Origin of the sequence: Flavobacterium sp. CYK-55 (genome assembly GCF_018413465.1) — a bacterium.
GTDB lineage: Bacteria > Bacteroidota > Bacteroidia > Flavobacteriales > Flavobacteriaceae > Flavobacterium.
In genome coordinates this window covers 351,662-364,791 of the sequence record NZ_JAHCDK010000001.1, presented here as the reverse complement: position 1 = coordinate 364,791, position 13,130 = coordinate 351,662, and the positions used below count along the sequence as shown (strand labels likewise).

Annotated in this window: 13 protein-coding genes; 6 read left to right on the top strand and 7 right to left on the bottom strand. The window is 41.2% G+C overall.

What is annotated here, in order from left to right; all coding sequences use genetic code 11:
• Positions 1 to 36: 36 nt before the first annotated feature.
• The 3 genes from KIH23_RS01620 to KIH23_RS01610 form a co-directional block, all read right to left on the bottom strand.
• Positions 37 to 3,444 carry a hypothetical protein gene (locus KIH23_RS01620; RefSeq protein WP_213210904.1) on the bottom strand — a complete coding sequence of 1,136 codons (3,408 nt, stop codon included), beginning with the start codon at positions 3,442 to 3,444 and terminating at the stop codon, positions 37 to 39.
• Positions 3,445 to 3,506: 62 nt separating this feature from the next.
• Complete coding sequence (locus KIH23_RS01615) at positions 3,507 to 4,763, bottom strand: aspartate kinase (protein ID WP_213210903.1); 1,257 nt, start codon at positions 4,761 to 4,763, stop codon at positions 3,507 to 3,509.
• Between the two features lie 3 nt (positions 4,764 to 4,766).
• Positions 4,767 to 5,252: a GNAT family N-acetyltransferase gene (locus KIH23_RS01610; RefSeq protein WP_410505115.1), complete on the bottom strand. Its 486-nt coding sequence runs from the start codon at positions 5,250 to 5,252 to the stop codon at positions 4,767 to 4,769.
• A gap of 202 nt (positions 5,253 to 5,454) precedes the next feature.
• Between KIH23_RS01610 and fbp the strand changes: the two genes are divergently transcribed.
• Positions 5,455 to 6,468 carry a class 1 fructose-bisphosphatase gene (fbp, locus tag KIH23_RS01605; RefSeq protein WP_213210901.1) on the top strand — a complete coding sequence of 338 codons (1,014 nt, stop codon included), beginning with the start codon at positions 5,455 to 5,457 and terminating at the stop codon, positions 6,466 to 6,468.
• A 61-nt stretch (positions 6,469 to 6,529) separates the two neighbouring features.
• On the opposite strand, the gene KIH23_RS01600 is transcribed toward fbp, so the two are convergent.
• Positions 6,530 to 6,961 carry a TerB family tellurite resistance protein gene (locus tag KIH23_RS01600; protein WP_213210900.1) on the bottom strand — a complete coding sequence of 144 codons (432 nt, stop codon included), beginning with the start codon at positions 6,959 to 6,961 and terminating at the stop codon, positions 6,530 to 6,532.
• Positions 6,962 to 7,123: 162 nt separating this feature from the next.
• On the opposite strand from KIH23_RS01600, the gene KIH23_RS01595 reads away from it, so the two are divergent.
• From KIH23_RS01595 to KIH23_RS01585, 3 genes are read left to right on the top strand one after another with little or no spacing between them, the layout of a single operon-like run.
• A complete protein-coding gene (locus KIH23_RS01595) occupies positions 7,124 to 7,717 on the top strand; it encodes a HupE/UreJ family protein (protein WP_213210899.1) in 594 nt (197 codons plus the stop codon).
• A gap of 2 nt (positions 7,718 to 7,719) precedes the next feature.
• The gene (locus KIH23_RS01590) at positions 7,720 to 8,148 is read left to right on the top strand and encodes a deoxycytidylate deaminase (RefSeq protein WP_213210898.1); all 429 of its coding nucleotides are present in this window, start codon (positions 7,720 to 7,722) and stop codon (positions 8,146 to 8,148) included.
• On the top strand, positions 8,148 to 9,725 hold the full coding sequence (locus KIH23_RS01585; protein ID WP_213210897.1) for a S41 family peptidase: 1,578 nt from the start codon (positions 8,148 to 8,150) through the stop codon (positions 9,723 to 9,725). The genes KIH23_RS01590 and KIH23_RS01585 overlap by 1 nt, the downstream gene beginning before the upstream one ends.
• On the opposite strand, the gene KIH23_RS01580 is transcribed toward KIH23_RS01585, so the two are convergent.
• Genes KIH23_RS01580 through KIH23_RS01570 form a run of 3 tightly spaced genes read right to left on the bottom strand, consistent with a single transcriptional unit; the run spans position 9,726 to position 11,153 of the window.
• The gene (locus tag KIH23_RS01580) at positions 9,726 to 10,331 is read right to left on the bottom strand and encodes an FAD-dependent oxidoreductase (protein WP_213210896.1); all 606 of its coding nucleotides are present in this window, start codon (positions 10,329 to 10,331) and stop codon (positions 9,726 to 9,728) included.
• A gap of 2 nt (positions 10,332 to 10,333) precedes the next feature.
• Positions 10,334 to 10,537 (bottom strand): hypothetical protein, encoded by a 204-nt coding sequence (locus KIH23_RS01575; protein ID WP_213210895.1) that lies wholly within the window; start codon positions 10,535 to 10,537, stop codon positions 10,334 to 10,336.
• 40 nt (positions 10,538 to 10,577) lie between these two features.
• On the bottom strand, positions 10,578 to 11,153 hold the full coding sequence (locus KIH23_RS01570) for a MarC family protein (RefSeq protein WP_213211105.1): 576 nt from the start codon (positions 11,151 to 11,153) through the stop codon (positions 10,578 to 10,580).
• 121 nt (positions 11,154 to 11,274) lie between these two features.
• On the opposite strand from KIH23_RS01570, the gene KIH23_RS01565 reads away from it, so the two are divergent.
• Together KIH23_RS01565 and KIH23_RS01560 are read left to right on the top strand one after the other, a co-directional pair.
• Positions 11,275 to 11,856 (top strand): DUF3109 family protein, encoded by a 582-nt coding sequence (locus tag KIH23_RS01565; protein WP_213210894.1) that lies wholly within the window; start codon positions 11,275 to 11,277, stop codon positions 11,854 to 11,856.
• Positions 11,857 to 12,128: 272 nt separating this feature from the next.
• Positions 12,129 to 13,106, top strand: a complete 978-nt coding sequence (locus tag KIH23_RS01560; RefSeq protein ID WP_213210893.1) for a ribonucleotide-diphosphate reductase subunit beta — start codon at positions 12,129 to 12,131, stop codon at positions 13,104 to 13,106.
• Positions 13,107 to 13,130 lie beyond the last annotated feature (24 nt).

Sequence of the window (13,130 nt, the reverse complement as noted above, 5' to 3'; positions counted from 1 at the left end):
AAAGGTAGCTTTTTTCTGAATATAATTTACTGCATTTTAAAAATATGCTCTGAGTTGAATACTTCCGTTGTGAATGGTGTTGCTCGTTTGGCTTTTCCGACCTTGATAACTCAAATTGACATCGAGATAATCGGTCAAACTTTTCTGAAAAAGCAAACGCCAAGTCGTGTTTTGCCCGGGCTGTAATCCTTCAAGCATCTGAAAAGCCACCGGCGAAAGCGCATCACCCGTAAAATCATTTTTATACAGTGAAAACTCACCGTTCATACTGATTTTTTTGAGTCCGTTATAAGTAAATGAAGTCCCGATCCGTGTTTGTTTGAGGGTTTCTACATGGCTCAAAACATTGCGTTTGTCTTGATATTCATAAAAAATATCCCAGCTGGCATTCTCTGAAAACAAATAAGATATTTTTGGATTGACTTGCCACAAATGCAAGCGATAGTTGCGCGCCGCATAATTCTCGGCAGTTGAAGTCGATCGTCCTAATTTTGCAGAAAAATCCATTAGCCAAAGCTTTTGAATCAGATGCATATACTGAATTTGATGCGATAGATTGTTGTTTTCTTGCGCTCCGGCCGAAAGCAAATTGCGTGCACGATTTTCGAGATAATTATAGGTTACCGAGTGTTTTTGCTTACCGCGGTTGTAAAAAAGACTATTTCTGACGGATGTTGTTAGCCCAAGTAATTCTTTTTCGGAACCGCTAAACGGATTGAGGTCAAAATTGCTTCCGTTGCGACTGATTTTTCGGTCAATCAAATAGGAAGTTTGGTTGTAAAAATGCGACAAAACCTTTCTAATTCCGTTTTTCTGCTGCCATTGCAATGCATTGAGTGTCAAGGTTGATGAAAATTTATTTTGATGTGTCTTCTCAAAAATCTGATTCGGCAAAAACACCCGAATGTATTTGGCTTGATCCGGAAATGGTGCAATTTCAAATTCTTGTAATTCCTGAATGCCGTTGTTGTTGTAATCGTTCCACGCATAAACGCCGCGTCCGGGCTCGACTTCAAGATAAGTGAATTCTTGACGAGCAATGGTTCCTGAAGCAGTTTCATATGCAGTCGTGGTTTGTATGAATTGATTCAAAAAACGTCCGCTGTATAAAACGCGCGAATTCAATGAAGGCTCATCAGCGCGCGTAGCATCTTCATAAGATAAATTTCGGTAGTTGACAAAAACGGCCAAATCGTGCTGCTCGTTTTGCAAGAGTTTTGATTTGACATAATAGGTATTTGATGTGTTGACTTTTTGCAATCGATTGCCTACCAAACTGTCATTTACTCGATGTAAAAAACCGAGTTCTGCAAAAACTTTGGTGCTGTCACCGCGGCCCACAAAAGCGCCATATTCTGTAAAGCGTTGGCTGAGTGACGATAACAATCCGGTGCTTTTGACTCTTTCTTGGTTGTTTTCAAGCCTGAGTGATGAGCCAATCCATTGTTTTTTGAAGTGATATTTGAGCTGTGATTTGCTGCGGATAAACTTTGAGTTGCTCAACGAGCCATTGCTGTTCATGACACTGCTTTTGCTTTGAATGTTCCATTGATTGAGTGCAAAAACGGTATTTAAACTGTGCCTGTTTCCGTTGAAGTTTTCAGAAAAGTTGAGGTTTTCAAACTGATAACCCAAACTTCCTTTTTGCGATAATTCCGCCAAAATTCCGCCTGAGAACAAACCTTGATTACCCGATGCGGAAGTCAAGTTCCAATCGCGGTCAAACTCAATCGAATTCAAACGCTCAATGGTTCTGAAGTTTTTTTGAATAAACTGATAATTACTCAGCGCGTCAATCTTCCATTTTCCGGTAAACAATCGTTGTCGTGCGTTAATTTTTCCGGCGGAACCTTGGTTGTTTGAATCGTCTTTTGATGAAAACATATTCACATCATTGTTGCTCATGGCTGTTTCAAAGTCAATACTTGTTTTTTCTGAAGGATTGAATTTTCCGAAAACCGTCGCCATTTGCAATTTAACGGGCGCTATGAGTTTAATGATGGGTTCATAACTGCCTTTTTTTTGACCGTTTTGACGCGGAACATAAACATAAACTCTTCCAACGGCTTCATTCGATACATCGTAATCACCTTGTTCCTTTCCGATAAAGGTAAACCGAACATTGTATAAAACCGCATCGGGATTGCTTGATCGAACAAATGTTTCTAAACCATCTTGCGTTACTTTTTCATACAGAATCTTGTTTTCGGCAAAGGTGTCTACATAGGCCGAAGGCGCCACCATCAAATTCTGATCATCTCCGGCCTGAGCCAAGATTTGCGCTTGTTCCTCCGAAAGATTTTGTTGCAAAGGCTGGTTTTTCAAATCATTCTCTGAATATACTTGTGCGCCAATGCTCCAATCATCGCGTTTGTGTTCGGCCCCGAAATGCGTGACCAATCGGCTGTAATTTCGGTCTGAAAACTGATATTCAATATTGATGCGCATCTCAGAAGTAATCGGAAAAAGCGAGGTAAAAGTCACCTCGCCGGCGTTGTAATCAATCACATAATCGTTGTTTTCGCCGCGCTTGAGCAAAATACCATTTACATAAACGCGCTCGGAACCCGAAATCACCAAAACGTATAATTCACCATTGTTTCCGCGCAACTTATACGGGCCTTGATTGCCTTCTTGCCCTACAAAAGTGCTGCGGGCATACTGTCCGCGAACCAAGCCGGCTGAGGCAAAAACCTCAGTGGTTTTATCGGGCGCACCAAAGTTGAATCGCGTTGCCATGCCTTGTACTTTTTTACTAAAATTCAACAGACGCAATTGTCGGTTTTCTAAAAATAAATCGCCGGCGCGAATGCTCCAACGCTGGCCAAACAATTCAACAAAAATCTGATCGAATTCATCCATTTTTTGTGAATAACCATTGTTCTGCAGCGGAATATTATTGTCTTGAATTGAGGCGCGAATACTTACTTTATCTGAAATTCTACCGGTGATTTGCAAGTCTAGATTCGAGTTGACCACCGTGTTTTGGTTGTTGCCCACAGTAACGCCCCGCGTGATGCTGCCCGAAGTATTGAGTCCGTCAAACGGAGTGAACTTTTTATAAGGATTGCTCGATACTTCATACAAACGGTATTGTCCGGTTTCGGTTTTAACCACGCGACTTTGGTTGTAAATACTGTAGGTTTTGGTGAGTGATTCCGGAAATTTAAGAAAGCGCACCGTTAGCGTATCAGAAAAATAGGCAAAGTTGGGTTTCAAAACGAGTTTTCCTTGGGCAAAATCCATGTGGTAAAAAGCCGTGTCAATTTCGCGCTGATTTTTGTCGAGTAATTTAAAAAAGGCCGAATTGACACTCACGCTGTCAACAGCAATGGTATCGCGTGAAGCCAAAATTTTTCGGGCTTTATACGGCGTTTCTATTTCCTGAGCCCAAAGCCCGGAAAAAAACAAAATCGCCCATCCCAAAAGTAGTTTCTTCAGCATTTCACTATTAACGGCTAAAGAGCAAAAGTAGTGTTTTGCCGCTGATTCGGGATTTTTGTTGGCTAAGCTTCTTTGGTGATGATTTGCATGGTTTCGCGGCTGATTTGTTTGAGCAAAACCGTTTTGCCTTCTTCCACCATTTGCGCGGCTTGTGCGTTAAAATGGCGAATGGTATACAGCGAAACATTTTCATTATAAGCCACTCGGAACTTCTTAGCCAAGATGGATTTGAGCTGGTCAAAGTTGCCGAATTTATCTTCAATACAAACCGAAAAACTTATGGCTGAATTCTGAATCAAGCTCACTTTTATTTTAAACTGATGCAATAAAGCAAAAATTTCGCTGATGTTGTCTTCTACAATAAATGAAAAATCAATCGATGAAAGCGATACGAGCAACTGGTTCTTTTTGACAATAAAACACGGAAGTTGTGGCTCTAAATCAGCGCCTTTGGCCACACTTGTGCCCGGTAAAAGCGGCTCTAGGAATGATTTTACATACAGCGGAATCTCTTTTTTCTGGAGTGGCTGCAAGGTTTTCGGATGAATCACACTCGCGCCGTAAAAGGCCAGCTCAATGGCTTCGCGATATGAAATTTGGTTCAGCAGTCGCGCATTTTCAAAATAACGCGGATCGGCATTCATCACCCCCGGAACGTCTTTCCAAATCGTGACGCTTTCGGCGCCCAAACAATAGGCAAAAATAGCCGCGGTATAATCAGAGCCTTCACGGCCTAAAGTTGTGGTAAATCCGTTGTCATCGGCACCCAAAAAACCTTGGCTGATGTTGAGCATCTTGCGTTTGACACCTTTTGAAATGTTTTTCTGAGTAACTTCCCAATCTACTTCGGCATCGCGATACGTAGCATCGGTTTTAATCAGTCCGCGCACATCGACCCATTGGGTTTTAATGCCGCGATAGTTCATATAATGCGATAAAATCGTGGTCGAAATCAGCTCGCCCATACTTACAATTTGATCGTATACAAAGTTGTAATTCGGCGATTTGTTGTGGCCTAAAAAATAATCCAGTTCGGTAAACCAAGCATTCACGGCTGCAAAAACCGCGTGTTTGTCGTCTTCAAACAAATCGAGCAAAATTTGGTTGTGGTATTTTTTGACTTCTTGAATAGACGATTGCAACGAAGCCGATTTGCTGAAATAATCACCCACAACCACCTCGAGCGCATTGGTGGTTTTTCCCATGGCCGAAACCACGAGCAAAACATCGCTATAACCTACTTGCTCGAGAACCGAGTATACATTTTTAATACCGGCGGCATCTTTAACCGACGCTCCGCCAAACTTGAATATCTTCATATCTTATTTTTCAGAAAAATATTGATTCACAAACTTTGTTACCGCCACATCGTCCATCTGGGCTACACGCCAATCATCGAGCACGCGCGCACCTGATTTTTGATAAAAAGCAATCGCCGGCGTATTCCAGTCGAGTACGTTCCATTCAACGCGACGCACCCCGTCTTTTTGGGCTTGCATTAAAACATGTGCATAGAGCGCTTCGCCCACACCTTGACCGCGCATCGCATCTTGAACAATCAAATCTTCGAGGTGAATGGTGCGGCCTTTCCAGGTTGAATACCGATAATAATACAGCGCCATGCCTACAATCTTGCCTTCCACCTCGGCCACAAAAGTGCCAAACATAGGTTGCGGTCCAAAACCGTCGCGCGCCAAATCATCAGCGGTGACCACCACGGCATTGGGTTCGCGTTCAAAAATGGCCAATTCTTGAATCAGCTCAAGAACGGCGGGCATATCTGATGGAGTTCCGATGCGAATTTGTATCATTTTTTTGGGTAGCTAATCCGGCTATTCACTTTTATCTTTTGCGCTGAACGCCATCGCAAAAGGATAACCGTTTCTATCCGGGCTATGGTAATCAGTTCAGTCGGAAACAAATATACAAATCCGATAAACTCTACCGTAAAATAAGTTTAGGTTTGATAAAAAAACCGATATTTGCACCACTAACTACAACGATTTCGCAATGGAAGAACGCAACAGAACCCTGGGTGAATTTATCATCGAAAAACAAAAAGATCATCAGTATTCCTCAGGTGAATTATCTAAAATTATCAACTCGATTCGATTGGCGGCCAAAGTGGTCAATTATAAAGTAAACAAAGCCGGATTGGTCGACATTGTTGGGGCAGCCGGCGAGCAGAATATTCAAGGTGAAGACCAACAAAAGCTCGATGTTTATGCCAACGATATTTTTATTCAAACGCTCATCAACCGCGAAATTGTGTGCGGAATAGCCTCTGAAGAAAGCGACGATTTTATCACCGTACAAGGTTTAGACAAAGGCCATAACAATAAATACGTGGTGCTCATGGATCCGCTCGACGGTTCTTCAAATATTGACGTAAACGTTTCGGTGGGAACTATTTTTTCGGTGTTCAGACGCATCACACCGGTGGGAACGCCCGTAACGCTTGAAGATTTCTTACAACCCGGAACCGCACAAGTGGCCGCGGGTTACGTTATTTACGGAACATCTACGATGCTTGTCTATACTACCGGCCACGGCGTGAATGGTTTTACGCTCAACCCGGCCATTGGAACGTTTTATTTGTCACACCCGAATATGCAATTTCCGAAAGACGGCAACATTTACTCCATCAACGAAGGCAACTATGTGCATTTTCCGCAAGGCGTGAAAGATTACATCAAGTATTGTCAGTTAGAAGAAGGCGATAGACCGTATACTTCGCGCTACATCGGAAGTTTGGTTTCAGATATTCACCGCAATATGATTAAAGGCGGTATTTATATTTACCCAACGAGTTCAAAAGCGCCCAAAGGAAAATTGCGTTTGCTGTATGAATGCAACCCGATGGCGTTTATTGCCGAACAAGCCGGCGGTAAGGCTTCGGACGGTTTTGGTCGCATTATGGAAATTCAACCCACCGAGTTACACCAACGCGTGCCGTTTTTCTGCGGTAGTTATCATATGGTTGAAAAAGCCGAAGAATTCATGCACAAAGCACATCGTTCTTAATCAATATCTCAATAAAAAAGCCGCTTCTTTTGAAGCGGCTTTTTTTATATCTAAAATTGAATTATTTATTCATGTGGGTCATTTCATAAATAAAGGTGTCGGTGTCGACTTTTTTATCGATCAAAGTCAAGGCTTTATCTACAATATAATTCACGTTGGCCGGTGTAAAACCCAAAGCAATGGCAAATTTTTTAAGCAAAATTTCTTGTTTGTCACCCAAATGATGGTCTACATGCACCATTCGTCCTAAATCATACAAACGCTCGAGTCTTTGCGAATACAAATACGGCGGATTGATTGGGTATTTGAGTGGATTTTCAAGAATTTCTTCAAACTCTTCGTGAGAGATTTCAAGTTTAGTGGCCAATTTTTCGAGGAATTTTTTCTCTTGTTCAGAGACGTTTCCGTCGGTCATAGCAACCCTTACAATGGCCGAAAAATGGCCTTTGTTTCTAGATTTGAATTCGTTGTCGAATAGATCAGAGATAGACATAATGTGTTTGTTTATGGTTCTGTAACAAAATTAAATTTATTTGTGTTTTGCGCCAACAAAAACAGTTGTTTTTAGACGTAAAAAGTTGGCTTTTTTTAAGATTTTTATTCTTGAATTAATTGTATGTTTACATCAGTTGCCATATCTATAAAAGGCTTTATCATGAGCGATTTTTCAGTTTATCTCACCGTCGGACTCAAACACGTTTTGAATGTTCATGCCTATGACCATGTGCTTTTTATTATGTCGCTTTCGGTGGGCTACGCTTTTAAAGATTGGAAGCGACTTTTGTGGTTGGTTTCTGTTTTTACCCTCGGTCATACTTTGGCTTTGGTGCTTTCGGTTTTTGGACTTGTTTCGGTTGATGTTGCCCTTGTTGAGTTCTGTATTCCGCTGACCATTATGATTACAGCCGTGGCCCATTTTTTCACTTTAAAAAAAACCACCGGACCATCGGCTTTTAGAACCGGAATCTTTGTGACTCTTTTTTTTGGGCTGATCCACGGATTGGGTTTTTCGAACTACTTCAATGCCCTTTTGCCGGGTTCAGGATCAGATAAGCTTCTGCCGCTTTGCTCTTTTGCCGTTGGGATAGAATTGGCGCAAGCAACGGTTGTGCTTTCTGTGCTCATTTTGTCGTATATTGCCCGCACTTTTTTAAAATGGAATCAGCGCGATATTATCTTGGTTGTATCGGCTTTTATCATCGGCGTTACTTTGCCCATGATTTTGGCTGCTGATTTTTGGAATCAATAATTATGAAAGACCACAAACGCCATAAATACGACAAAGCTTATTTGCGCATTGCCCGCGAATGGAGCCAGTTATCGTATTGCGAACGAAAAAAAGTTGGCGCAATCATCGTGCGCGATCGGATGATTATTTCAGATGGTTACAACGGAACACCGTCTGGCTTTGACAATTGCTGTGAAGACGAATCCGGGCTCACCAATTGGTATGTGTTGCATGCCGAAGCCAATGCGATTCTCAAAGTTGCCGGATCCACCCAAAGTTGTGAAGACGCTACTTTATATATTACCCTTTCGCCTTGTAAAGAATGCAGTAAACTGATTCATCAATCAGGCATCAAGCGTGTGGTATATCAGATCGGTTACCGCGATACAGAAGGGGTTGATTTTTTACTCAAAGCCGGTGTTGAAGTTGACCAAATTGAACAACTTGATTGATGAAAAAAAGTCGTGTTATAATGCCGTTGCTTTTAGGTGTCGCTTTGGCATTGGGTTTTTTATTAGGCGGTTATTTTAATTTTCCAGCCAAGCATAAAGGTTGGCTCACCAACAATCCCAAAAATAAACTCAACCGCCTTTTAGAGTTGATTGATACCGAATATGTTGATTCTGTCAACACAGATTCTATAGTCGATTTGACAGTAAACAATATACTGGCACAACTTGACCCGCATTCAGTATATATGTCACCCAATGTACAAGCCGAAGAAGCCCAAAATATGAAAGGTGATTTTGTAGGTGTAGGGATCAACTTTTTTTTATATAAAGATACGGTTGCTGTGGTTAAAGCCATAGATAATGGGCCATCGGCCAAAGCTGGAATTCAAGCGGGTGACCGAATTTTATACGCCGGAAAAAAGCGTTTGTATGGCCGTAAACTTGATTCTGATTATTTGTTTTCTGAGTTCAGAGGTGATGAAGGTTCTCCTTTAGAGTTGACGGTGTATAGAAAAAGCAGCCAGAAAAAATTTAAAGTCAAACTCAAACGCGCGGTGGTTCCCATCAAAAGTGTTGATGCGGCTTTGATGCTTTCACCAACCGTTGGCTATTTAAAAATCAACCGTTTTGCCGAAACCACTTATGCCGAGTTTCAAGAAGGGATGACCCGATTGCGCAACGCCGGAATGAAGACCTTTGTGATTGATTTGCGCGACAACAGCGGTGGTTACATGGAAATGGCCGTTAAGATTGCCGACGAATTGCTTCCGAACAAAAAGCTCATTGTTTTTACCAAAGACAAAAAAGGAAAAGTCGAGAAAGCCTATGCTACCGACAGGGGCGATTTTGAAGAAGGGAAAGTCTGCATTTTAATCAATGAGAACAGTGCCTCTGCGAGTGAAATTTTAGCCGGAGCTATTCAAGACAATGATCGCGGAGTGGTGATAGGTCGTCGTTCGTTTGGCAAAGGATTGGTGCAAAAAGAAACTAGTTTTGACGATGGTTCGGCAGTGCGTTTAACCGTGGCTCGCTACTACACACCAACAGGAAGATCGATTCAAAAGCCATACAAAAAAGGTGATGAAGCTGATTATGAAAACGAGTTTAATCATCGTTTTGAGAACGGCGAATTGTATGATAAAGACAGCATTAAAGTAGCCGATTCACTCAAATTTAAAACCAAAAAGGGTAAAATTGTCTATGGCGGCGGCGGCATTGTTCCGGATGTTTTTGTTCCGCTTGAAGGGAAAAAAGGCGAGGAGAGCATTTCCTATATCATGCAAGAATCAGGCACAGTCGGCAATTTTGTTTTTGAGCAACTTGATTTACATCGCGCTGAATTTACCCAACTGGGTTATCAGAAGTTCATTGATTACATGAATAAAACGGATTTGTATTTAAGCAAATTTCAAAACCATATAGATAAAATGGGGCTTCATGTTCGTTTAGTGCAAAATAAACCGTTCGTAAAAAAATACCTTACAGCCGAATTTGCAGCTCAGCTTTTTGGAGATCAAAAATATTTTGAAATTGTTCTTAAAGATGATCCGGTAATAAAGGCTGCTTTAATACAATAACTATCTTTTGTCGTGGCTTTGGGTGTCAATTCCGTTGTTCCAAAGCGTAAGAATATCGGTGGCTACCGCAGCACCACTTCCGGCAGCAATGGCCAATTGGCTGCGCCAGCCTGCTAGAGTTCCAGCCACATAAATGCCTTCAGAAACCAAATGATCATGGTTGCGCAAGTATATGCGTTGTTTTTCAGCAACAGCTTTTGGGTGCGGCGCAACAAACGGCATTAAGCCTTCAATATCAAAAGTATTGGCATATCCAACTGCCATAACCAGAGTACGACAAGGGTATGTGTTTTTATTGGTGTGAACAGTAAAATGTGGCGCTTGACCTTCAACTCTAATAACTTTTTCACCGTCAATTTGATTTATGTGTGGATACAATTGTGCTAATTGTTCTAATGACGAAGTGAGCAAATCTGCGCCCAGCGTTCCGGCGGGAATTCCGTAGGCATTGTTAAATAAAGCTTCTTGTAAAGAGGAAGTTTTTTGGTGGGCAATAATTGCTATTTTTTTGTCGGCTACAAATGGTTTTTTGTGGGCTGAACCCAAAACAAGTGCACATGAAACACCAGCCACACCGCCACCAATAATCAATACATCATAAATCATGATTATGAGCGTCCCTTGTTTTTTTCAACAATCATTTTCGAGAGTTTGAAAATGACCAAAACACAAACGGCACAAAATGAAGCTACTACGCCAATGAGTGCTACGATGCTTTTTTCTCCGAATAAATTGTTGAAATCTAGAATGGTAATGTTAAAGATAACCATGGCTAGCGCAATGCCTAGCAATACATTGGTAAATATTTTCATATTCGCAGTAAAATTTGAGCAAATGTAACTAAAAATGGCATTACAGAAATAAGCCTTTAACATTCGAGGCAAATAATTTAACGGCAATAGCCAAAAGCACCACACCAAAGGTTTTGCGCACTACGCCAAGGCCCGTATTGCCCAGCATTTTTTCAATTTTTGCCGAAGATTTCAATACGACATACACCAACAATATATTGAGTAGTATAGCCACGATGATGTTTTCAGTATGAAACTGCGAGCGCAACGAAAGAAGCGTTGTCATGGTTCCGGCGCCGGCAATCAGCGGAAAAGCCAGCGGCACAATCGATGCCGAACTAGCTTCAGTATCTCGATAAATACGAATGCCTAAAATCATTTCCAAGGCGATGAAAAACAACACAAATGAACCGGCCACCGCAAATGAATGAACGTCAATGCCAATGAGCGAGAGAAATCCTTCGCCCACAAACAAAAAAGTAATCATAATCAGTGCAGCGACCAAGGTTGCTTTTTCAGATTCAATATGGCCGTGTTTGCTTCTTAAATCAACAATAATCGGGATGGTTCCCACAATGTCAATCACGGCAAAAAGCACCATGCCCACTGTGGCGATTTCTTTGAAGTCAAAGTTCATAGGATTGAATTTTGGCGCAAAATTATTCATAATCATCAGGTTAAAAGCCAAAACGAAGTTAATTTTGAAAAGCTTTGATGAATTCTAAACAAAGTTGACCGGACTTCTTTAAATTTGCCGCATGTTTCAATTAGGCAAAACCATCGTTTCTGAAGATATCCTCGAAAAAGAATTCGTCTGCAATTTAAGTGCTTGCAAAGGTGCTTGTTGTGTAGATGGTGATGCCGGTGCGCCGCTCACAAAAGAAGAAACCAAAATCTTAGAACAAATTTTTCCGAAAGTAAAACCTTTTTTGCGTCCGGAAGGCATTGCTGCTATTGAAGCGCAAGGCACTTGGCGCGTGGGCACCGATCAAGATTTAGAAACACCGCTCATTGACGAAAAAGATTGCGCTTATGTTATTTTTGACGGTTCAACCGCTTTGTGTGGCATTGAACAAGCCTATAACCAAGGCGTTTTAGATTGGAAAAAACCGGTTTCGTGCCATTTGTATCCCATTCGTGTGAAAGATTTTACTGAATTTGCCGCTGTCAATTACGACCGTTGGGATATTTGTGACGATGCTTGCTCTTTAGGAAAAGAACTCCAAGTTCCGGTGTATCAATTTGTCAAAGAAGCGCTCATCAGACGCTTTGGTGAAGATTGGTTTTCTGAACTCGAAACCGTGGCTGCTCAGTATCAAAAAAGTCCGCGCAGACGATAAAAATTCACTTCATTTTTTGGGTCAAAAAGCCCGTGTTTTGGCTGCTTTCCAAAGCTTTTAGCAGCTGTTAATCATCAAAAATAATTTTTTTAAAAAGCTGATTTTTAGCATTTTAAAAAATCAAGGATGTGTTTGTGTATTTTAAAGCTTTGTTAAAAAATACAGCCGATTGTGAATAAGTTTGGCTTTCAAAATCGATGACAATTGGTCAACTTTGTACAGGTCAAATCAAGCGATGATTTTGACTGTTTTCTACACAAAAAACACACAAAATGTCTGCAATAGAACCGATTCTACAAGAGAACAAAAACCGCTTTGTGATTTTCCCGATCAAACACCACGATATTTGGGAATGGTACAAAAAAATGGAAGCCAGTTTTTGGACGGCTGAAGAAATTGACTTACAACAAGATTTAACCGACTGGAACAATACGCTTAATGCCGATGAAAAATACTTCATCAAGCATATTTTGGCCTTTTTTGCTGCTTCAGACGGAATTGTCAACGAGAATTTGGCTGAGAATTTTGTCAATGAAGTACAGTATCCTGAGGCTAAGTTTTTCTATGGTTTTCAAATTATGATGGAGAACATCCACAGTGAAACCTATTCGCTTTTGATAGATACTTATGTAAAAGACGAAGCCGAGAAAGATCAATTGTTTCATGCCATTGAAGTGTTTCCGGCTATTAAAAAGAAGGCTGATTGGGCTTTGCGTTGGATTCAGTCAGATTCGTTTGCCGAGCGCTTAATTGCATTTGCGGCTGTAGAAGGCATTTTCTTTTCGGGTGCGTTTTGCTCGATTTTCTGGCTTAAAAAACGCGGATTGATGCCCGGTTTAACGTTTTCAAACGAGCTGATTTCGCGCGATGAAGGTGTTCATTGTGATTTTGCTGTGCATTTGCACAACCACCATTTGATACACAAAGTTCCGAAATCGCGTATTCGTGAAATTATTGTAGATGCGCTCAACATTGAACGCGAGTTTATTACAGAGTCATTGCCGGTGAGTTTGATTGGTATGAATGCCACACTCATGACCCAATATTTGGAATTTGTGGCTGACCGCTTGCTTGTAGAGTTGGGTTGTGCCCGCGAGTTCAATGTGAGTAATCCGTTTGATTTTATGGACATGATTTCATTGCAAGGAAAAACCAATTTCTTTGAAAAACGCGTGGGCGAATACCAAAAAGCCGGCGTGATGAACAATGATACCGAAGCCCAAAAAATTTCATTCGACGCCGATTTTTAAAAACCATTTCTCTCACGCTATATA